The organism is Paenibacillus cremeus (assembly GCF_007786445.1).
GTDB classification, from domain to species: domain Bacteria; phylum Bacillota; class Bacilli; order Paenibacillales; family NBRC-103111; genus Paenibacillus_G; species Paenibacillus_G cremeus.
In genome coordinates, this window is sequence record NZ_VNJI01000019.1 from 38976 (window position 1) to 60213 (window position 21238).

Here is a 21238-nt window from a genome sequence, read left to right on the forward strand (position 1 = left end):
CTGTAAAGAGACGTAAATTGTAGATTTTTGGCGGCAATCGAATATTCCTTGACAGGAATATTCCAAATAGTGTATATTTAATTCAGCAAGATGGTGATCCTAAGGATAAGGAGTTGAACCGATTCCGCAATATCATCAATCAACGAGGTGAACGGTATGTCAGGCAAGTATCCGGGCTTAGACATTACGACGCTGAACGCTTTGGCCGAACCGAATCGGATGCATATCGTTGAGCTCTTACGCGACGGTCCCCTGACCGTAGGGGAAATTGCCGAGCGTCTAGGGCTTCGCCAACCTCAAGCCTCAAAGCATTTGAAGGTGCTTAGCGACAACGGAATCTTAGAAGTGAAAGCCGAAGCGAACCGTCGCATCTATAAGCTCCGACCAGAACCCTTCCAAGCGCTGGATTCTTGGGTAGAATCGTTCCGTCGCATTATGGAAGACCGATTCGACAGATTGGACGATTATTTGCAGCAGCTTCAAAGGAAAGAAAAATCCAAGGATCAATCCTAATCATAAGGAGGATTTACAATGTCAAACAATGCGATGATTTCAAGCGTAGAGAACGATCGGGTGCTGGTGCTGGAGCGTGTATTCCATGCGCCGCGTGAGCTCGTGTTTAAGATGTTCAAGGAAGCGGAGCATCTGAAGCACTGGTGGGGACCGCGAGGCTGGGAGCTGTCGGCCTGTACGGTGGATTTTCGTCCGGGAGGGATTTGGCACTACTGTATGAAGTGCATTGATCCGAACCAAGGGTCCTTTTTCGGGATGGAATCTTGGGGCAAAGCTGTGTATAAGGAAATTGTCGAGCCGGAGAAGCTGGTCTACACCGATTACTTCTCGGATGCCGAGGGCAATTCCAACGACGCTATGCCATCCACGAACGTAGAGATGGAGTTCATCGATCTGGGCGGCCAAACGAAGCTGGTCAGCCGTTCGGTATACGTGTCCGCTGAGGCTCTGAAGACGGTCATGGATATGGGCATGCTGCAAGGCATCACAGAAACTTGGGATCGTCTGGAAGAGCGTTTGAACGAGTGTAAATAAGCATCAAACGCGAACAGCCGCTTGGCTTAGATAAGCCGGCGGCTGTTTTTTTACGGCGCATCCCCCATCCCGCACTCGGCAGCGATCTCATTCAAGCTGCTGCTGCTGTTAACACGATCCATCACTCCCGTTGGTCATATGATTTGTGTTTTTTCCACTTTTTCGGTCATTCAGCTGAAATTGCAAATGAAATTAAGGAGTGTTACACTCTTGTCGTCAAGTAATAGTCCAGAGAAAGTAGGAGATTATGGATGATTAATAAAATTGGCAAAGTCACGGTCTACGTCAATGATCAAGAAGAGGCCAAGCAGTTCTGGCTTAACCGAATGGGGTTTGTCCTGAAAGTGGAGCAGCCGATGGGACCTGACGCGTTTTGGATCGAGGTAGGTCCAAGCGATAACGAGTTTACCACGTTAGTGCTTTATTCGAAGGCCGCTATGATGCAGCACAAGCCGTCTGCCGTGTCGCATCCATCCATTCTGTTCAGCACAACGGATATCGAAGCCGCTCATGCCAAAATGAAGGAAAACGGAGTCGTAGTAGAGGAAATGTTACGTTTACCCTTCGGCAGCATGTTCACCTTCAAGGATCAAGACGGAAATGAATATCTGTTGAGAGAAGATAAATAATGCAAAAGCGGTTACCCTTGATCTGATGGATAAGGGTAACCGCTTTTTTGTTTACTCTTGCAAATCGATCAGGTAGACGTTCCCTTTCGTCCGCTCGTTGTGAGCATCCGATGTGAACAAAATGTAGCGGTCGTTGTGACTAAAAATCGGATGCGGGTGCACGTCCTGAACGGAGAAGCTGCTGTTGTGGCAGCAGAGGAACGTCATCTCCAGCTCACTCCGCTGCCAATCCATTCGGCACAAGTGGATGCTGGTCTTATCAATAATGCCGTCGGTCACAAGCAGTGTATCGTCCGTGCTGGCCGTGAAATGCCCATAAGCCGTCATCTCCGGCAGAAAGCTCACCTCCGCGCACTTCCCGTCTCTTGTGTCCATGTACCCGACAAAGCTGACGACTTCGTCCTTGGAGCCTTCGTTTTGGTTCATCGCCGGATCGTTCGGCACGCCCCGCGTCCCGTGATAAATAACCGCTTGACCATCGCTGGTCCACATCTCGTGGCAGATCCAGAGCGAAGCTCCGCCATCCGATTGATCCCTCACCTTGCTGATCGTCCCATGATCATACATCCAGATGCGCTGCTGCACCATTCCGCCTTCATGGTTAAACAACACGATATGCGGGTCGTTCGGATGAAACTGCACGTGTGTCACCCAGCCCTGATGGGAAAAAGAATACAACGTCTCCCCATTCGTCGTATCGATAACAATTATGTAAGAGAGCATCTGCTCCTTTTTCACCTTATCGCGAATCAGGCCGAATGGATTGCCTTCGCCAACCTCGAACGCGGGCGCATCGATATAGGGAATACATGCGTATCGGCCGTCACCGGACAAATGCGTAAACCCGGTCATCACGTGCTCCGGTAGAACGTAAATGGTGCGCTCCTCCAGCGTGTCCACGTCGAGCAGCCGAGCCTCGTCGCCTTGGATGTACAGCAGCTTCCCTGCTACAGGGGCAAAGCTGGGACTCGCTTTCGCCAGCCCGCGATACGGGTTGCCGTCGTAATAGACGTAGCTCTGCATATAGCCGTCCCGGTTGTCGGTCAGCTGCACGGCGGCTCCGTCGTCCAGCGTCAGCTTGAACAAGTTGGGATTCCCCGTCCCCAGATCGCTGATATACAGAACGTGCCGGTTATCGGCGGTAAAGCTGTTGCTTGTAAAATAAAGATGGTGATGATTGCCCGCCAGCGACGTGAGTTGAGTGACCGTCCGACCGGTTTGTTCATCTTGGCGTTTCTTCAACTGGTGCTGAAGCACACTGCCTTTGATCAAATTCATGCGTAGCTCTCCCCTTCGCATCTTAGGTAAAAAATCGCGGCAGCCAGCTCCGGTTCGCCCGCAGCAGCCGATCCGACAGCTCGCCCAGCTCGGAGAAATCGGCTAACCCGCTCAGCGGATCCAGGCTCAACGCTTCCAGTAGAAGCGATCGGCTGCCTTCCAGCGCCGCCTTGACTGTCAGCTCGTGCACATCGGCATGCAATCGGCACAGGCTCCCGATCACAATGACCTCCCGAGGCATGTTCGTTAGCTGCCCCCCGTTCGGGACGTTCACAATCGCTGTCGTCGCACCTCCAGTGATAACAGCTTTCATAATTTCGGTCATTTCCTCTCCGGACCGCTGCCATGAAGCCTCCTTGGCTCCACTCGCCAATTGACGGATATGGTCCAGCTGGCGCAGCTTGGTCAGTCGTCTGGCATCGACCGTCGTTTTCAGCACGCCGTACTTCATGCCGTACCCGTTTTGCAAATTGCAAAGGCTCGGATAAAACTCGATCAAATGCCGGTCTCCGGCCAGCGGCAAGTCCAGTTCAAGGAATGGGCCGAAGTTCAGCCTCCAGCCATCGCATATAACCCACACATCCAGAGCCTCATCCATTACATCGACGACCATTATGGTAGCTATGAGCTGCGGCTTTAACAATTTGCAGCACTTCTACCGCATCTTCCTGCGGCAAGTAAATCAAACGCCTCTCCAGTACAGGAAGGGCCTGAGATAGGAAAACGCGTTGGCAGAAACTAAAGTACGCTGATCAGCGATTTAATCGCATCAATCTGATCCCACCGAGTCTCTCCTTTGTCGGCGATGATCGAGAGCGGTACGTTGCAGCCTCGATCCTTCAGAATGCGCAGCATAATCGCGAGCTCATTGGCGTCCACGCTTCCGTCAGGAAGATAGTTCGGCTTGGCATGAATCGAATGAGCCATCGAAGCACCGTGGGAAATCCCGTTTGCCTTCTCGCTAGGCTGGAAATTGCCGAAGTCAATAATGGTCGGCACGATGCTGCCAACATTATTCATGATCGTGCTCCAACTGCTTAACGTCGCAGTCAGCGGCCTGAAGTTTTCCGTTACAACTCGTACTCCCCGCTCTGCCCCATAAAGGGCCAACTGCTTAAGTGCGCTGCAACTTCTCGCGATTGCTGCAGCATCGTCTGCCGGCTGCTCGCCGGCAACAACTCGCACCGCCGTTGCACCTGCCTTCGCAGCCGCCTCAATCCATCCGCATAAGTAGGCGATGTCCGATTCGCGGCGTATGTTATCGGGTGATGAAATATCCCCGTAGTCGACTAACAGTGTCAGGAAGCCGATGCTCGCCGACTCAAAAGAAGCTCGCAGCTCAGCCAAGTAGGAAGCGTCTGTCGAGGGAATCTGAAAATGGCATACTTCCAAGTAACTCAACCCGTTCTGCTTCGCCTCCATCGGAAGATCGGTAAGCTCCAACTCCTGCGGCTTCCATTCTTCACGAATTTCCTGATTTTTCGTCTCCTCATTCCAGATCGTCCATCGCAACGGTCCCAATGACTGTCTCATGCTCCACGTGCTGATTGAAAAAGAAAACATATGCACACCATCCTTTTTATTTGGGTATCGGAACAGCATGTTGCAGATTGGTCTAAGCTACCGTCAAGATGATGGGCTGATTCTTTGTAATAATTATGGTGTGCTCATGTTGTGCCGCAAAGCCGCCGTTCGGTAAACATAAAGTCCACCCATCCGGCTGCTCGACGACATAATCGGCACCCGTTGATAAAAAAGGCTCAATAGTTATGACTAAGCCCTCTTTCAATACACGTTTATCGTGCTTGTTATAAACAGGAAGAATCTCTGTTGGAGCCTCATGTAAGGATTTCCCAATGCCGTGACTGCACAAATTCTCAATAACCTTATAGCCGCCTTTTTTAGCCTCGATTTCAATGATCCTTCCGATTTCGTTCAGTTTTACTCCATGCTTAAGTGAAGAGATCACTTTCATCATCGTATGGTGTGTGTATTCACATAGACGCATTAATGATGGGTTGAATGGAGGGATCGGAAAGGAATGTCCTGCATCCGCATAATAGCCTCCCAATTCTGCCGAAACATCGATGTTTATTAAATCACCAGGCTGAATGATTCGATTTCCCGGTATTCCGTGAGCAACTTCATTGTTAATGCTAATACATGTGTTGCCCGGGAAGTTGTATGTTTTTTTAGGTGCCGGCACAGCCCCATGCCTCTTCAAAAACGTTCCGCCAATATCATCCAGTTCCCTTGTTGTAATACCGACACGTGCGTTTCGTTTCATTTCACTAATCGTCAGTGCAACGATTTTGCCAATTTCCTTAAGAGCATCGATATCATTTTGAGATCCTACTGTCATAAAATCCACTCCATTTTCCAGATACGTTTATTGTACCACAAAGAAAGAAAATTCCTTTATGCTGCTGTTCCTTAATACGTCCCACATTTTATAAAACACCAACAAAAAAGCAGCCTCGTCCCATCAAACGGATCGGCTGCTTCTTCCTTATTTCACCAAGGCGGCTCTAATGTTCACACCGTGCTCCAAGTACGCTTTTAAACAAGAAAGCATGTACACCCAGCCTTCTTTGTTGTCGATCAGAGCCCGTACTTGCTCCTCAGTTTGGATCGGGAAGCCCTCTTCGGTTATTTCAATCACCGTGCTAGCGTTCTCCACTTCGTTCAGCGTGATCGTTACCACATGTCCTTCCTCACCTTGTCCCCAACGGAAACCGATCTTCCGGTCCGCCTCGATCTCGAGAATCTGGATATCCCCTTGAGCGTTATACTCCTCATATCTTAGTGTAATCGTCTTCCCTACTTCCCAGCGAGCCGAGCTCGAGGAGAACCAAAAATGACCGATTCGGGCTGGATCCACAAATGATTCAAACACTTCATGGGCGGGTTTAGAAATTCTCACTTTTGTAACGTTATTCATTAGTCTCTCTCCTTCGATTGGGTAAAGTCCATTTTACCATACTAGACCAGTTGAAAGTAAATCTCCGTCTCCAGCTTGGATTCATCTGCATTCCAATGCCCGTACACCTCCAGACTAGGCGCCTTCACCTGCTCCCCTGCCGCTTGGATGGCCGATTGGATACGCTCGTACGTTTGGCCCAATTGGCTGTACGGTCCGATATGCTTGCAGTAAGCATATTTCTCCAAGACCACCTCACGCCTCTCCAACTGAGAGTCATCCTGTGGCGCATCAGTCAGCTCAATTCCGGCAAAAACCACCTGATCCAGGTCATAAACGACATGATTAATACCTTTGTGGGACAGCCCTTTGCTCCGCACTTCCCCCCACAGCTTGTCCATCAGCTCAAACATCGTCGCACTGTAAGGTTTGCTCGGATCCTCATGCCTTTTCGAAAAGCCGTAGAGCGTAAATGTTTTGTTATGATCAAATACGAACGGTTCCATGGGCAGCAGCTCCTCATCCTGTTTATTGCACGCACACACAGCGCAAAACGGCTTCCATACGCAAAAGCGCACGAAAACCGTTTTCGTTGCGGTTCAATCGTTAATTTCCACGTGCCGGGTAGTTAAACTCCCCGCGGTAGTTCGAGGCGTTATAGTGCGGATATTTCTCCGGCACCTTCACAGGCTCCACCGCAGCAGGTCGGTCCTGCGTGTAAATGTACATGCGGCGCTGGTCCCACACCACGATTTCGTCGCGGCCGTCGCCGGTCAGATCGAGCACCTCCGCACATAGATCCGGATGGCCGTCCTCCGGGAACACGACAACGCGGCGTCCTTGGCCGTCCACGAGTCCCCCATGCTGCACGTTGCCGTTCAGCAGCACAAGGTCGTTCCCATCCCCGGTCCAGTTGACCGGCGTCAGCAGGTTCCCGTTGCAAGTCGGCTCGAACTGGTGAATGATCCGGCCCTCTCCATCAAAAAAGTACACGATGCCCTGATTGCCCCAGAAGGTGGAGAGGCAAATTTCCAGCCCCGGCAGCTCCGGACGGTAATTGCCGACGCTGATGCGCTGCGCGTGCCCGATCATCATCTTCGTGACGATATTTCCCTGCAGATCGGCGATGATAAAGCCCTCGTCACCCGAAGCAATCCCGATGAGCGCATCCTTGCGTGTCGGGTTCCAATGACCGATCAAGATTTCATCCGTATGGTCGGTTTCAACCGGCAGCGTGCAAAGCAAGGTGCCGTCATGGTCCACGAGATGGTAGCCGATGAACATCTCTTCCTTGCCGTCGCCGTCCCAATCAATCGTGTACGGGAAGTGGCCCGTAATGCCTTCTTGGAAGCTCCACAGCGGATTCAGCTCGTTATCGTACACCCAGACGCGGCTGTAGCGGTCCTTGATCAAGATATCGGTCGGCTTCGCCTTCCCGCTGAAGTTGGCGATGCGAATAGCATCGACATTAATCCGGTCGAACGCGTACTTCTTGAACGGCACGCTGAATAGCGACTCATCAGGCTGCTCCGAACGCGGCGTCGGAATCGACTTTTTGACCTCTCCCGTACGTCCATCCAAAATCATCAGCTCAAAGTTGCGCGCAACTACGACCTCGTCCACGCCATCAAAATCGACGTCACACACCTGAAACGGCAGGTCCGCTGACAGCAGCGTATGATCCAGCAGTGTGCTTGGCTCCCCAATCTGCCACAGCACTTCCCCGTCCAGATTAATCGCAGTAAGGCAGCTAATATGTGCATACGCGTCTTTGTGGCCTCGTTTTTGATGCTGGGCTAAGACAACGAACATTTCATCCGTACCTGTCAAATGTCCGAAGCGCACCTCGCGCGCGGTTCCGAAGTTTTTCAGGTCGATCGTCTTCCACAGCTTCGGCTGAGGATACGTGCTGCGCAGCATTTCAAGCTCCAGCTGATCGGACGTCTTCTCGTTAATCCAAGCGTCATGCTGCTTTTCGGTCATCGTGACCTCAACGTCGGTGAACTGCGCCGGCATCCGCGAGGTAAGGCCGATTTTGCCGTAAGCGTATTCATGATCCTCCGCCTGCAGCAGCTCGACCCCGTTCACATAGCCGCGAAGCGAAGCTCCCTCGCATACCGCCTTCAGCTCGTAATAGCTGTCGCAATCGCAAGCGTATTCAGCGGAAGCCAGCACCTGCACGTTATCTTGGTCCCGTTTGATCAGCTGCACCTTTCCGCCCTCGAAGCCGAGAAAATAGTAGCGCCGGCCATGCTGGTATCGGAACATAATCCCGGTATGAGACTCCGTGTTAAGCATCCGAACTGTCGTTTCGAGCGTATAATCCCGCCAGCCCACCTCGCCTTTGACCAGCTGCGGCCATAGATGAGCCTTGATCGCGATTTGAGGACGCGTCTGCTCCATAAATTTGCGCCCGCGTTCCTCGGTCACGATCCATGTCGGACCAAGCCACCCGTACCATACGACCGGATCATGCCAGCCGCCGTGAAAGCCTTGCGACGGATAGTAATGGTATTCGCCAATCGCGGAATGCTGCGGATCGTACGGAAACGGTCCAATGGAGAACTGCCGGAATTGATCTTGAAGTACGGTTATCATGAACACTACTCACTCCTGCTTCTACGTGATTTGGTGTTATAGTCCGGCCATGAGCACAACATTATAGCCGACGGCGGTGATGCGCTGGGCACCTTTATAGAACGGGTGAGCGCACCGCTCCAGCAGTGTTTCGCTGTCCTTAGCGTTCGCGTCCGCCCAAATGCGGATCGTCCCGTCCGGGTAAAAACAAAGCAGCTGCTCGCCCGGTAGATCCATAAACTTGGACGCCATCGCCACCGTACCGCCTACATTCCCGATAGATTGACCGTGTCTATCAAACACTTCGCCATCGCCGTTCGGAACTCCTCTAACGAGCTCGTGATAACCGTCGCCATTCAGATCCACAGGGAAGGTGCGGTAAATACTGAATGGAAGCGGATACTCCTCACCAGAGAGCGCATCATACGTAAATTCATCCATATTTTGATGGAAGCGCCCGTCGGGACCGCACGTTTTGGATCCGATTCGGATCGCCATGACGACATGCCCTTGGTCATCCTTGATGCGGGCAGCCCATCCCATGTCGATGTGGCCGTGGTCTACATTCCCCCATACCCGCTGACCCTCGCCGTTAAACAGCACGACACGCGGCGTGGCCGTCGGATCGGATTCCCGGACGGTATAGATGTAGAGCTGGTTCGAATCCCGATCCCGAATCGGCTGGATAATGTCCGAGTGTCCCCTGTACACGTCGCGGTCCCCGCAGAACAGCTCGCGCCCCGTATCGACCTCGATGCCGCGTTCGCCCCACAGCACCTCATCAACGCCATCATTGTTGATGTCAACAACCGGCGTCATATGGCTCCCCCGGGCACCCGGATCGTCATTTGCAATATCATGTCTCCAGCGCATCGTCATATCTGCGTTCCAGCCTTGCAGGTGCATATTGTGGTAGGTCCCCTGCGCGGTCACCAGCACCGGCTCCCCATTGGCATAGCCGCCCAGAATGAAGTTGCGGAACTGCGGAGATAACGCCTGCCGTTCGCCATAATACGTCCATGGAAATTGCCCTAACGTTTCTCCTGTCGAGCCTTCAAGACGCTCCAATACGTAGCCTTTTAACGTAAGCGGGTGCTGGACAATTGTATTATTCACAAACCAAATTTCGTCCTCGCCATCGCCGTTCAAATCAAACGGGAACACCGGACAGAACCAAATTCCTGGCACAACGCCCTTGCCCAGATCTTTTTTCCAAATCTGTTCCCCTTCCAGCGAATACAGCGCCAGCTTCAGCGTGTCAGTCGGAAAGAAAAACATCTCATACGAGGGATCCACGTCAAAATCGGCGCAATAAACGACCAAGACGGCTTTTTTCCCCCCTTTAAGACGAACCGGAACCGCTCGCAGCATGCCAATGTCCTGACCTAACGAAAATTCCGTAACCACTTTCAGATCCACTTGTGCAGACATGAGTACACTCTCCCTTGGCAAAGTTTATTTATCCTTTTACCGCACCTACCATAACGCCTTTTATAAAAAATTTTTGAATAAAAGGATAGACGATAATAATGGGCAGCGAAGCTAGAAAGATCGACGCAGCCCGCAGCGACAGCGAGGACACATCCTTCATGGCCGTCAAATCCCCAAGCTGGGTGGCCATATCCAGATGAATGACCATGTTTCTTAAGAAAATTTGCAGCACCTGCAATTCTTGCGAGTTAATATAAATGACCGCGTCCGTAAAGCTGTTCCAATGCGTGACCGCGATAAACAAACCGATGGTCATCACCGCAGGCAGGGATAGCGGCAGATAGATTCGCACAAATACGGTTAAATCGTTCGCTCCGTCCATTTTGGCGGATTCCTCGAGGCTGTCCGGCACATTTTCAAAAAACGTGCGCAGCAAAATCACGTTCCACGTACTGATGGCAGCGGGAATGACCAGCGCCCAGATCGTGTCGATCATTCCCGTCCCTTTCACTATGAGAAAAGTTGGGATGATCCCGCCGTGAAACATCATAGTAATGATGATATAGAGCATGAATATTTTGCGGCCTGGCAGATAGGTTCTCGACAGCGCAAACGCCAAGCATAGCTGCAGCGCTAAATTGATCACGATGCCGAGCAGCGTGCGGGTAACCGTGACGAGGAACGCATTGATAAACGTATTGTTTTGAAAAATCATACTGTACGCTTTCAGGTTGAAGCCCTTCGGATAAAGCAGCAGCTGGCCTTCACTGATCAGATTGGAATCGCTTACCGAAGCGCACATCACATAGTAGAACGGCAAAAAGGTCATCAGCGCAAACAGAATCAGCAGCCCGCCAATCCACACATTAGAACGCAGTCGCATAGTCACATCCTCCTTTCCTCACCATAACGACACCTCGCTGAATTTGCGCGCCAGCCAATTGGTCGTAAGGATCAACACGAAGCCGATCACCGACTGGAACAAGCCGACGGCGGCGGTGACACTGAACTGTGCGCCCTGAAGCCCGATCCTGTAAATGTAGGTGCTGAGCACATCGCCCACATCGTACACCGAAGGATTGTACAGAATGTAAATCTGCTCGAACCCAACGTCCAGCAGGTACCCTACCTTCAAGATCAGCATGATGACGATAGTGTTGCGGATGCCTGGCAGCGTGATGTACAGCATCTTTTGCCAGCGAGTCGCGCCGTCGATGGTGGCCGCTTCGTATTGGTCCGGGTCAATACCGCTAAGCGCCGCCAAATAAATGATGGCCCCCCAGCCCGCCTCCTTCAAGATGGACGAGATGACGACGATCGGCCTGAAATATCCGGATAGGCTCATGAAATAGATCGATTTGAGTCCAAACAGCCCGCGGATATAGTTAACGAGCCCGTCATTGGGCGACAGCAGCTGGATGATGATCCCTCCGAACACAACCCACGATAAAAAGTGAGGGAAATACACCACCGTTTGAATCGTCCGCTTAAACAGCGTGTGCCGGATTTCATTAAGCATAATCGCCAGCAGGATCGGAATCGGAAACGCGAAGATGAGCTCATACACATTGATGAGCAGCGTATTTCTCACGATCGAATAGAAGTCCGGATTGTGAAACAGCATTTGAAAATGCTTTGTTCCAACCCATGGGCTGCCCCAGATGCCTTTGGAGAAATTGAAATTCTTGAACGCAATAATGATGCCGTACATCGGCAAATACCGGAACACGAAATACCAGATCAGCCCGGGGAGCATCAGCAGATACAAATACTTATGCTTGCGGACTATGGCTAGCAGCGATCTGGTGGACGCTTGCTTCTTCCTGACCGTGACTCCTTGCTCCGGCCGACTTATAGGTACCTCCACCTTCGCACACCTCCCATCGTTCGATTTATCCCAAGTATAGGCTGGCGATTCCGCGTTTGAAATGGAAATTATCCGTTGTTCATGTACGAAAAAGAAAGTTCAGCTGTTGATTTTTTTATACTTGGGCGACTGCAAGAAATATACGTTGTGGCCAAAATCGGGGCTGATGTATAATTATCCAACATCAGGGGCTTACGAATAACGATCCGGGAGTGAAAAGGATGAAGCTTTTTCCTAAAAGTTCGGATTTGTGGTTGAAGTCGCTCATTTTGACCTTGTATTTCATTTTGCTTGTGACCTTTATCTCCATCCTCAGTGTGTTCGTGAAAACCCGGATCGAAATGTACGAAGCGCAGCTGTCCTCGTTCCGCAAAGCCCATGAAATGACCGCCTCCCTCTCCTTCATCTTGGAGGAGCATATCAATTCCGTGTACCGTCAAATGCTGCTGGAAAACGTCCTCAATGCCTGGCTGCAAAAAAAGGACTATACCGTCCTCGATATTTACGACCTCAGCCAAATTCAGAAAAGCATGATCAACATCGTCAACAGCGACCCCGAGCTCGTCTCGATGTATTTGTACAATAAGAACAACGGCACCGTCCTGTCGACCAACTATATGTTCACTTCCATTGACAGCTTCCCCGAAAAAGAATTGTTCAACCAGCAGCAGCCAGACGATAAGGGCCATTGGATGAACGAACGATTCGAAAATGTCGGCGGCACCTCGCATTCCGTCATTACATTTATTGCACCGCTCAACAACAACACCGGCTACGTCGCCATCAACGTCAACCGTGCCAAGCTGTTCCAGAACATCGTGCCCGGCGAGAGCGTGGCCCTAACGGATAACAGCGGCTCGATCCTAGCCTATACCGGTGCAACGCTGGGGAAGGATTCCCCTTTGTCGCCCGTCACGCTGCTTCAGCTGCACGAAACGGACTCCCGTCCGATCAGCATCTCCGAGCATTTCGCCCTCGTGTCCAGTAACGCGCATGGAAAATGGGAGATCATCTCACTGATGCCGCATACCCAGCTGGTCCAGCTGCGGCTGCCCCATGCTCTCCTGCTCCTTTTGCTGCTGATGCTCATTGTCGCTAACGTCTATGTCATCTGCCGCTTTTTCAGCAAAAATTACGTTAAGCCGATGAAGGAATACAAGACCAACCTCGACCAGAACCTGGACGATTTGCAGCATAATTTCATCTTGAACATCCTGACGGGCAAGATCAAAGCCTCGGATATCCGCTACCGGACGAAGCAGCTAGGGATCCAGCTTCAGAGCCAATTTTTGGTCATTGTGTTCCACATCGACGACTATTACAACCATTTGCTGCGGCTCGAGAACGAGGATCGGTTCAACACGAACAAAACCATTTACAACGCCATCAAGTGGTACTTCTCCACGAAGTGCAGCTCTTACACGGTCAAAGCGGAGCTGGAAAAAATCGCCATCCTCGTGGCTGTTAAAGAGGACGCTGATACCCGGCAGCAGCTGGCCGATCTGGATAAAATGATCCGCTACATCCAGAAGGAAATTTTGGATACGACCGGACTCACCGTTTGCGCAGGCATCAGCGACATCGCCGACCGGCTGGAAAATGCCCACATGTATTACTCCCAGGCCTTCAAAGCCATTAACTCCAAGCTGATCTACGGAAAGCATTCTGTCATTTATTACAAGGATGTGGCTGTCCATTCCGCCCATGAGTATCACTACCCTGCCGTCGATATGAACAAAATCAACACTTCGATCCGAGGCGGCGATCTTGCAGAGGTGCAGAAGCTGCTCGATGAATTTTGCGACAACCTGATTCAGTCCGGCTCAGTGTCGATCGAAATGATCAACGCAATGCTCGCCAATACCTTATTCTCCGTCGTGAAGTATGCGCTGGAGCTGCGCTATTCGCTGGACGATATTTTCCATCAGGACATTTTTATCCCTCTGTTCAGCTATGAGGTCATTTCGGATAAAAAAGATTACGTCGTCGGCATCTGCCAAACGTTTATTCAATATAAGAAGGAAGCTTCGCGAAGCAGCAACAAGACGCTCAAGCTCGTGCTCGACTACATCAACAAAAATTACGACAAGCGCATCTCGCTCACCACCGTGTCCGAGGAGTTCAACATCAATGCCTCCTACGTCAGTCTCTTGATCAAAAACGAGCTGGGCTTAGGCTTCGTCGAATACGTTAACGAGCTGCGCGTGAAAAAATCCGCTGCTATGCTGTGCGACCAGCGCATCCCGATCCGGGAGGTGTCCGAGGCGTGCGGGTACGATACGGTTCACTCCTTTATCCGCAATTTCAAAAAAGTGCACATCGTGACGCCTAGCGAATACCGCAACCGGATGAATCATTGAGGCGTGTTCATTTTTTTAGATGCGATCGGCTCAAAAATTGAACATTTGCAAAGTCTGGTTTTTTTACAGGGTTCAAAATAATAGCCATTGCTTCGCTTGGCGTTCCATGCACAATGAAAGATGTAAACCATTCGCAACAAGGAGGAATGCAAATGCCAAGGAGCAATGCCCGTAAACAAAAGGTGCGGTCGACGGCAGTTCTCATTTCGGTTGTTTCTTTGCTCGCCACCACAGCGTGTACACAATCGTCTGCCCCAGCAGACAGTGGAACCCCGGCGCCCAGCGGGAAGCCGGCAGCCAGCGAGCCCGCCAACAGCGGTCCTGTTACGTTTAAGGTGCTGTACGATTACAATGTAGATCCTCAGGGCTTGAATTTACAGGAAAATGAGTACAACAAATTCATCAAAGAGAAAACCGGCGTGGAGATCAAGCTGGATTCGCCTGGTTCGGCGGGGTATGACGACAAGCTGAACGTGCTCATGGCCTCAGGCAGCTATCCCGACGCTTTTGCTCAAGGCAAGCGGGAAATCATCCTGAAATATGCGAAGGACGACCTGCTCACCGACTTGACCCCCTATATTAACGATACTGCCAAGTACCCGAACATCAAAAAATATATGCCTGCCGATGCCTGGCTGCCCGTGACCGACGGCGGAAAAGTATGGGCCTTCCCCTACAACCGCCCAGACGGTCTTAGTCAAGTCGTTTACATCAACAAGGATTGGCTGAAAAACTTAAACCTGCAAATCCCTAAGACGATCGACGAATTTTACACCGTTATGAAGGCGTTTACTGAAAATGATCCCGACCAGAATGGCAAAAAGGATACGTTCGGCCTGCTCGCGAGCAACACGCTGGGCAATGGTGGCCGGATGTTCCAAGCAGCGTTCGATGCGGAAACCTATAAAATCCGCGACGGCCAGGTGCTCCCACCTGAAATTTCCAGCGAGTACAAGGACTATCTGAAATTTTTAAACAAGCTAGTCAGCGAAAAAATAATGGATCCCGAGTTCCCTACGTTCTCCGGCGCGATTTTCCAGCAGAAGCTCAAAACCTTGAAATACGGCGCCTTCTCCAGCTTCTGGCACTATCCGTCCGGTCTCGAGGTGCCTAAAGATGTCATGGATCACTATGTCGCTGTCAACCTGCCGCTTCACAAGGATGGTTCGGCTTCCAAATTTTCTTATCCGAACTTGAACCGTCACTATATTGCCATTCCCAAGACGACCAAGAACATCGACAAATTTATGAAAATGCTCGATTGGGCCGTGTCTCCTGAGGGCATGAAGTTCTCTTTCCTCGGTGTTCCGGGCTTCAACTACAAGGAAGACAACGGCAAGATCGAAGTGCTGAAGCAGCTCGCGCCGATTCATTGGTCGTTCTCGCTCGTCCGTTCCGGTCAGCTGACCGACGATATTCTGAAATATATCGGCGTGGTCTATCCGAAGGAAGCCGTTGACAATCTCGTCATGGCCAAAAATATCGGCCAAGTCGATAACTTGCAGGCATCCCTGCCGTACTATCCTGATTTGGCTAATTTTAACTTGGGCAAGATCGTCGATGAATTTACGATCAAGTCCATCTTGGGCAACACGGATATCGACAAATCCTGGGACGATTACGTGAAGCGCTGGAGATCGGCCGGCGGCGATCAAGTCATCAAGTTCTGGACCGATTGGTATAACAAAGAGGGCAAAAATACGGTGAAGCAGTAGGCTTAGCAGTAAACAAAAAACGTGGCGATAAAGGAACGTTGAGCTCCTCTATCACCACGTTTTTTTCGCTTGAGAGATGTGTTCTAATAATACTTCTTGATTAATCCCTTTAAATGATACCTCATCACAATCGTTTGCTCGACCGGGCACATCCCCTCGGCTTCCTGCTCCGGTCCGTTCCAGAACTCCATCGCAATGATGCCGTCCCACCGAAGTCCGCGCAGACGTTTCACAATCCGGTCGTAATCGATTTCCCCGTGCTCAAACGGACATTTCGGCCAACCTACCGCCGCTTGCCGGGCATGCATATGACCCGTGTGCGCGAGCAGCTGCATCGTCTCCTCCTGGTCGACGCCGTTGATCTGAAAGTGCAGGAAATCCAGCGTATATTTCAGTCCCTGAACGCTCTGCGCCATCTTCAGTGCCATGGACGGCGTGTTCAGCAGTGAGGTCCGGCTTGGCTCAACGTGAAACGCTACCCCATGCTCAGCCGCAATGGATACCATTCGTTCCAGCGTTTGAGCTGTGTACTCGAACGAACCATCGAAGCCCAGCTCTTGCTGCAGCGATCCGGCAGACCCCATAATACTGCGAAATCCCGCCTGCCCGGCAAACCTGCAGATCGAGTTGAAATTCGCCAGCATTCGTTCTCTGAGCTGCGGGTCTGGCACACTTGGGCCGATCCCTTGACCATCCACCAGCACTCCGCCCATAAAAAATTCCGCCAGCTTCAGCTGATGCTTATCGGCTAATTCCTTCGTGAATTGGGCCAGCTTGTCCGGAGCTTCTAGCACATCGTCCTGCTTAATGGTCCCTACCGAATCTACATCGATATATTCGAACCCCAGTTTGCGGATAAACGAAAAAATCTCGTCCGGTGTCCCGGGACCATAATTTCTAGAATGGCAGCTAAGTTTGATCACGCGCTCGTGCACCTTTCCATCCAGCGATTAATTCAATTCGATCTGCTTGCCTCCACGCTCAATAGACAGCTTCAGTGCGTCCAACACCCGCATCACTACCGCGCTTCGCTCTCCATTGCTGACCGGCGACGCTTGACCTTCATGAATGCACTGGAAGAAATGCTCATACATTGCCGCATGCGTTCTTCCACATTCAATGATCGGCTTCGAAGCAACGAGCTGTCCCTCCTCGTTCTGGGTGTAGACATCGACGCACTCATTGGACTTTTGCTGGTAGCACTTATTTACATCATATCGGATTTGGCCTAGATCCCCTTGAATCGTCAGCTCATACTTCGGCGGAGCTGCGGCAGCCCGGATGGCGCTGTAGCTGAAGCTCGTTCCATTGTCGAATTGGATCAACGCCATGATCGCGTCCTGCGTTTCTTTCGCTTCACGCTCATGTGGAAGGATGCTAAGGTTGTCGTATTTGTAGTACCCCGTCGCGGTTACGGCAACCGGTTTAGGATCACCGAGGAAAAACAACGCCCACTCCACATTATGGGAAGCGCTTTCCATTCGGACGCCACCGTCGCTCGAAAAGCTTTTTCTGCTGTGACTTTCCCCACGGGAAGCGGTCCGCGAAACGCCGATATTGTATACCTCGCCCAATTGACCTTGCTCGATCATGTTCTTAAAAACGAACATTTGCGGCTGCAGCAACCCGTTCGAGCCCACGATGAACACGCGGTCCGTTTCCTTCGACACTGCCAAAATCTCGAGCATCTCCGCTTCATTTAACGCTGCTGGCTTTTCCAGGTACACGTGCTTCCCTGCCCTGAGGCAGTCGATTGCGATCTGTCGATGCGTGAAGGCCGGCGTACAGATCGACACGGCATTGATCTCATTCATCGCGATCAGCTCCCGGTAATCGTCAAATGCCAGCGCAATCCCATGCTCATCCGCCACCTGACGAGCCAGCCCTGGCACCGCATCTGCCATCGCCACCAGCCTCACCGTCGGATCACCCACCGCTTTGATCGAAGGAAGGTGTCTTGCCACCGTTACCTTTCCACATCCAATAATCCCCAAATGGATTTGCCCCATAGGCTGCATGCTGCTTATTCTCCTCCAGATACTAGAGTCTTCTATCTCTATTGTAGACTGAAGTCGGTGGAAGGTTCAACCAATGGGTTGTCTATTCAACGATAATTTTTTGCATAAATTCCGCTATTAAACTCTCAAATCTCTAAAATAAATCATTTAATATAGGGAGCAGATAAGCTCTAATACTTTTAATTAAAAGGAGTGAGTGTACATGTGTTGCAATACTAGTGCCTGTTGCCCTCCGGCTCAAATATTCCAGGAAAAAATTTGCGGCAATTTCTTAGGAGCAGCTGTACGTGCTGTATTTACAGCTCCAGCGGGTGATTATTTTGAAGGAACTTTTGAGATTTTCAACTCTGCCTCAAGTACCGCTTCAGCTGTTGGAACAGTAACTCCTGCCGTCGGGGCCGTTACAACGTTTGATGCAGTACCGGGATTCTCCAATGCAGCGGCAGTAAAAAATCCTATCTCTTTTGTTATTGATGCACCAACAGGAGTAAGTGGTACATTCTGTATTACACTCTACAAACGCGTCCTAGCTTAACTTAGTATTAAGTATTTAAAGGAGTCTCACTGTTTAATAAGAGACTCCTTTTTTATGCAAATATTTTTATGCAAATATTCCCCCACATATAAAATCATAGGTGTTAATCCGTTTCAAAAATCAATTCATTTCATAAAATATTTTGGAAGTTTTTTGATGAGGTGAAAATATATGAGCTTTCCAAATATACCAAACGTTACCCCTAGCATAAGCCTAACGAGAGAAGAAGTAGTCAATCTCCTTTTGGCTTCTATTGCATTTGAAGAACTGGGATTAGCACATGTGATTAATGCAGAAGCAGAAAAAATACAAGCTGTTGTAGGTACATTGCCCGGTATAAGCATTCCTGAAGTACAATTTTCTAATTTGATTGCCATTGATAAAAGTGTAAATAATGTATTAAAAACATCCGTCAAGAAAGAGATGCTTCTTCAATTCAAATTGGAAGATATTTTGGAAAGTCCCCCACCAAGCCCTTCAACTCAAGTATTCCAAGAAAAAATTTGTGGTAACTTCTTGGGTACAGCTATAAGTACTGTATTTACTGCTCCAGCTGGTGATTATTTTGAAGGAACCTTTGAGATTTTTAACTCTGCCACGAGTTCCGCTTTTGTTTCTGGTACCATAACATCAACAGAGGGACCCGTTACAACGGTTGGACCAGTGCCACCTGGATTTTCAATTGCAGCTGCAGTAAAAAATCCAATTTCTTTTGTTATTGATGCTCCATCAGGAGTAAATGGTACATTCTGTATTACGCTTTACAAGCGTGTCTAGCTTAAGTTTGAAGCTACGTCTTCAACATAAAAAAACTCACTCCTTGTATGAGTTAATCCATACAAAAAGTGAGTTCAACTTAATCTGTATCAAGCTTTTTTCAAGCCTACTCCTCAAGCTCCACGTTATGATAAACCTGCTGCACATCCTCCAAATCTTCCAGTGCATCAATCAGCTTATCAAACAGCTTTTGTCCATCTTCTGGCAGGGTAACGTTGTTCTGTGCCAGCATGGTCACTTCTGCGATGGAGAACTCGGTGATGCCGGCTGCTTTCAGCGCGTCTTGGACGGCTGTGAATTGCTCAGGATCAGCGTACACCATGACCAGTCCGTCTTCTTCCGACAGGTCGCGAACGTCGACGTCCGCTTCGAGCAGCAGCTCCATGATTTCATCGATGCCTTTGTCTTCTACCCCGATGACGGCCGTCTGATCGAACATGTAGGCAACGGAGCCGCTCACGCCCATGTTCCCGCCGTTTTTATTAAATGCTGCGCGAACAGCCGGAGCTGTACGGTTTACGTTATTGGTTAACGTATCCACAATGACCATCGATCCGTTCGGTCCGAAGCCTTCATAGCGAAGCTCCTCGTAGATTTCATCCGAGCTGCCTTTGGCCTTATCAATAGCGCGGTCGATGATGGCTTTCGGCACGTTATACGTTTTGGCCCGTTCAAGAACGACCTTCAAAGCGCGATTCGCTTCTGGATCCGGTTCCCCTTTGCGAGCAGCTACATAAATTTCAAGTCCGAATTTGGCATAAATCCGGCTTGTATTGGCGTCTTTAGAAGCTTTCTTTTCTTTAATGTTATTCCACTTACGTCCCACACTGAATCCCACTTTCTATTATTGTAATATTACCTATAATAACCGATTTTCATATACGTTGTCATTATTTGCGGAGCATCGCCACGACTTCGTTCACTGGAAGCGCCGGAATGAGCGTTCCGTTTCTTCCGATCGTCTTCTGCGCTGTGAACAACGAATTATAAATCGCTTCCTCCGTCGCCTCCGCGACTGCGCGAAAACAAGCCGAAATCACCGGTCCGTCTTCACGGACAGCTTGCATTGTAATGAAGCTGCTTTCCGGGGTATGCGGAATTCGATTGCCATTGCTGAACGCGATCACGATATCCCCGCTTCCGTGATTGGCCACCGACCCGGTTCGCCCTAAGCCGAACACCGCTCGCTTAGCGATCCGCTGCAGCTGACGGGAATCCATCGGCAGGTCCGTACCAACGACAATGATGATCGAACCGTCTTGGCTATGCCCTTCCTCTTCTCTCTTTTTCAAAAATTTCCCCACTGGACGACCTAGAATGGTCAAGTCCTCTCCTGCACCGAAGTTCGACAGCACAAGGACGCCCAAATGATAGGGCTGATCGCCAACCTCCACCATGCGCGATGATGTTCCGATCCCGCCCTTCCAGCCGTAGCACACCATACCCGTCCCTGCGCCAACGCTGCCTTCTTCTACAACCTCGCCCTGCAAAGCTTTATGTATCGCTTCCACCGCATGCTCAGGCCGTACGTGAAGCCCTCGCATGTCATTTAGCACTTTATCATTACATTCACCGGTCACCACATTGATCGAACCATCCCAATCTCCAATGCCAGCATCCAGCTCCATCATGTATTGAAGCGTTCCTTCGGTAACTGCCGGAACAGCGAATGTATTCGTTAACATAATCGGGGATTCGATACAGCCCAGCTCATGGACCTGAACGAGCCCCGTCGTCTTGCCAAAGCCGTTAATAACGTGCGCCGCGGCCGCCACCTTTTGGCGAAAAAGGTTCCCCTGATGCGGTAAAATCGCTGTCACCCCGGTACGGATGCACTTGTCTTGATCATTTGAATGCAGCGTAACATGACCGACCGTAACCCCTGGAACATCGGTGATACTATTGCTCGGGCCCGTAGGAAGCTTGCCTACGGGTAATCCATAATGTCTAAAACGATTGCTGCTCACCTTGCCGCTCCTTTTTCCAATTGTTAAATTTGTCCAATTCGTGACGTTTCGATGCCGCCCCACGGAGATTAATGTTATTTTAAGTATTTGCTCATCTAGATTTCATATTCCAGGTAT

The 21238-nt window shown here is 50.4% G+C and carries 22 protein-coding genes; 8 read left to right on the forward strand and 14 right to left on the reverse strand.

Translation table 11 applies throughout. The annotated features are described in order from the left end of the window. The first annotated feature begins 156 nt into the window (after positions 1-156). The 3 genes from FPZ49_RS16295 (at position 157) to FPZ49_RS16305 (ending at position 1676) form a co-directional block, all read left to right on the forward strand. Positions 157-513 carry an ArsR/SmtB family transcription factor gene (locus FPZ49_RS16295; protein ID WP_144848596.1) on the forward strand — a complete coding sequence of 119 codons (357 nt, stop codon included), beginning with the start codon at positions 157-159 and terminating at the stop codon, positions 511-513. An 18-nt stretch (positions 514-531) separates the two neighbouring features. Continuing rightward, the gene (locus tag FPZ49_RS16300; protein ID WP_144848598.1) at positions 532-1047 is read left to right on the forward strand and encodes an SRPBCC domain-containing protein; all 516 of its coding nucleotides are present in this window, start codon (positions 532-534) and stop codon (positions 1045-1047) included. A gap of 251 nt (positions 1048-1298) precedes the next feature. Then, on the forward strand, positions 1299-1676 hold the full coding sequence (locus FPZ49_RS16305; protein WP_144848600.1) for a VOC family protein: 378 nt from the start codon (positions 1299-1301) through the stop codon (positions 1674-1676). A 51-nt stretch (positions 1677-1727) separates the two neighbouring features. Here the strand turns inward: FPZ49_RS16305 and FPZ49_RS16310 are convergent, their stop codons facing one another. Both FPZ49_RS16310 and FPZ49_RS16315 read right to left on the reverse strand, forming a co-directional pair. Next, positions 1728-2954: an oligogalacturonate lyase family protein gene (locus tag FPZ49_RS16310; RefSeq protein WP_186445864.1), complete on the reverse strand. Its 1227-nt coding sequence runs from the start codon at positions 2952-2954 to the stop codon at positions 1728-1730. 22 nt (positions 2955-2976) lie between these two features. Further along, positions 2977-3597: a family 4 glycosyl hydrolase gene (locus FPZ49_RS16315; RefSeq protein ID WP_261381448.1), complete on the reverse strand. Its 621-nt coding sequence runs from the start codon at positions 3595-3597 to the stop codon at positions 2977-2979. On the opposite strand from FPZ49_RS16315, the gene FPZ49_RS37475 reads away from it, so the two are divergent. Next, complete coding sequence (locus tag FPZ49_RS37475; protein ID WP_186445865.1) at positions 3578-3673, forward strand: AraC family transcriptional regulator; 96 nt, start codon at positions 3578-3580, stop codon at positions 3671-3673. The genes FPZ49_RS16315 and FPZ49_RS37475 overlap by 20 nt on opposite strands. A gap of 19 nt (positions 3674-3692) precedes the next feature. Here the strand turns inward: FPZ49_RS37475 and FPZ49_RS16325 are convergent, their stop codons facing one another. From FPZ49_RS16325 to FPZ49_RS16360, 8 genes are all read right to left on the reverse strand, one after another. Next, the gene (locus tag FPZ49_RS16325; RefSeq protein ID WP_186445866.1) at positions 3693-4517 is read right to left on the reverse strand and encodes a sugar phosphate isomerase/epimerase family protein; all 825 of its coding nucleotides are present in this window, start codon (positions 4515-4517) and stop codon (positions 3693-3695) included. 52 nt (positions 4518-4569) lie between these two features. Then, positions 4570-5316: a type I methionyl aminopeptidase gene (gene map, locus FPZ49_RS16330; protein ID WP_144848615.1), complete on the reverse strand. Its 747-nt coding sequence runs from the start codon at positions 5314-5316 to the stop codon at positions 4570-4572. 147 nt (positions 5317-5463) lie between these two features. Then, a complete protein-coding gene (locus FPZ49_RS16335) occupies positions 5464-5895 on the reverse strand; it encodes an SRPBCC family protein (protein ID WP_144848617.1) in 432 nt (143 codons plus the stop codon). A gap of 41 nt (positions 5896-5936) precedes the next feature. After that, the gene (locus tag FPZ49_RS16340) at positions 5937-6380 is read right to left on the reverse strand and encodes a GyrI-like domain-containing protein (protein ID WP_144848620.1); all 444 of its coding nucleotides are present in this window, start codon (positions 6378-6380) and stop codon (positions 5937-5939) included. A gap of 100 nt (positions 6381-6480) precedes the next feature. Next, positions 6481-8472: a hypothetical protein gene (locus tag FPZ49_RS16345; protein ID WP_144848623.1), complete on the reverse strand. Its 1992-nt coding sequence runs from the start codon at positions 8470-8472 to the stop codon at positions 6481-6483. Between the two features lie 36 nt (positions 8473-8508). After that, positions 8509-9882: a rhamnogalacturonan lyase family protein gene (locus tag FPZ49_RS16350; protein ID WP_144848626.1), complete on the reverse strand. Its 1374-nt coding sequence runs from the start codon at positions 9880-9882 to the stop codon at positions 8509-8511. Between the two features lie 28 nt (positions 9883-9910). Next, positions 9911-10765 carry a carbohydrate ABC transporter permease gene (locus FPZ49_RS16355; RefSeq protein ID WP_144848629.1) on the reverse strand — a complete coding sequence of 285 codons (855 nt, stop codon included), beginning with the start codon at positions 10763-10765 and terminating at the stop codon, positions 9911-9913. 18 nt (positions 10766-10783) lie between these two features. Further along, positions 10784-11749, reverse strand: a complete 966-nt coding sequence (locus FPZ49_RS16360; RefSeq protein ID WP_261381449.1) for an ABC transporter permease — start codon at positions 11747-11749, stop codon at positions 10784-10786. A gap of 221 nt (positions 11750-11970) precedes the next feature. On the opposite strand from FPZ49_RS16360, the gene FPZ49_RS16365 reads away from it, so the two are divergent. After that, positions 11971-14109, forward strand: coding sequence for a helix-turn-helix domain-containing protein (locus tag FPZ49_RS16365; RefSeq protein ID WP_144848632.1), 2139 nt, complete (start codon positions 11971-11973; stop codon positions 14107-14109). Between the two features lie 152 nt (positions 14110-14261). Continuing rightward, positions 14262-15824 carry an extracellular solute-binding protein gene (locus FPZ49_RS16370; RefSeq protein WP_186445867.1) on the forward strand — a complete coding sequence of 521 codons (1563 nt, stop codon included), beginning with the start codon at positions 14262-14264 and terminating at the stop codon, positions 15822-15824. An 83-nt stretch (positions 15825-15907) separates the two neighbouring features. Here FPZ49_RS16370 and FPZ49_RS16375 read toward each other — a convergent pair whose 3' ends face one another. Together FPZ49_RS16375 and FPZ49_RS16380 are read right to left on the reverse strand one after the other, a co-directional pair. Further along, the gene (locus FPZ49_RS16375; protein ID WP_186445868.1) at positions 15908-16747 is read right to left on the reverse strand and encodes a sugar phosphate isomerase/epimerase family protein; all 840 of its coding nucleotides are present in this window, start codon (positions 16745-16747) and stop codon (positions 15908-15910) included. A 27-nt stretch (positions 16748-16774) separates the two neighbouring features. Then, positions 16775-17842, reverse strand: a complete 1068-nt coding sequence (locus FPZ49_RS16380; protein ID WP_144848641.1) for a Gfo/Idh/MocA family protein — start codon at positions 17840-17842, stop codon at positions 16775-16777. A 202-nt stretch (positions 17843-18044) separates the two neighbouring features. Between FPZ49_RS16380 and FPZ49_RS16385 the strand changes: the two genes are divergently transcribed. Both FPZ49_RS16385 and FPZ49_RS35765 read left to right on the forward strand, forming a co-directional pair. Beyond that, the gene (locus FPZ49_RS16385) at positions 18045-18377 is read left to right on the forward strand and encodes an S-Ena type endospore appendage (protein ID WP_144848644.1); all 333 of its coding nucleotides are present in this window, start codon (positions 18045-18047) and stop codon (positions 18375-18377) included. 171 nt (positions 18378-18548) lie between these two features. Next, entirely contained in the window at positions 18549-19154 is a 606-nt protein-coding gene (locus tag FPZ49_RS35765; RefSeq protein WP_186445869.1) for a hypothetical protein, read from the forward strand. Positions 19155-19260: 106 nt separating this feature from the next. Here FPZ49_RS35765 and FPZ49_RS16395 read toward each other — a convergent pair whose 3' ends face one another. Both FPZ49_RS16395 and FPZ49_RS16400 read right to left on the reverse strand, forming a co-directional pair. After that, complete coding sequence (locus tag FPZ49_RS16395) at positions 19261-19980, reverse strand: YebC/PmpR family DNA-binding transcriptional regulator (protein ID WP_144848647.1); 720 nt, start codon at positions 19978-19980, stop codon at positions 19261-19263. Between the two features lie 64 nt (positions 19981-20044). Then, entirely contained in the window at positions 20045-21121 is a 1077-nt protein-coding gene (locus FPZ49_RS16400) for a DmpA family aminopeptidase (protein ID WP_144848650.1), read from the reverse strand. Positions 21122-21238: the final 117 nt, after the last annotated feature.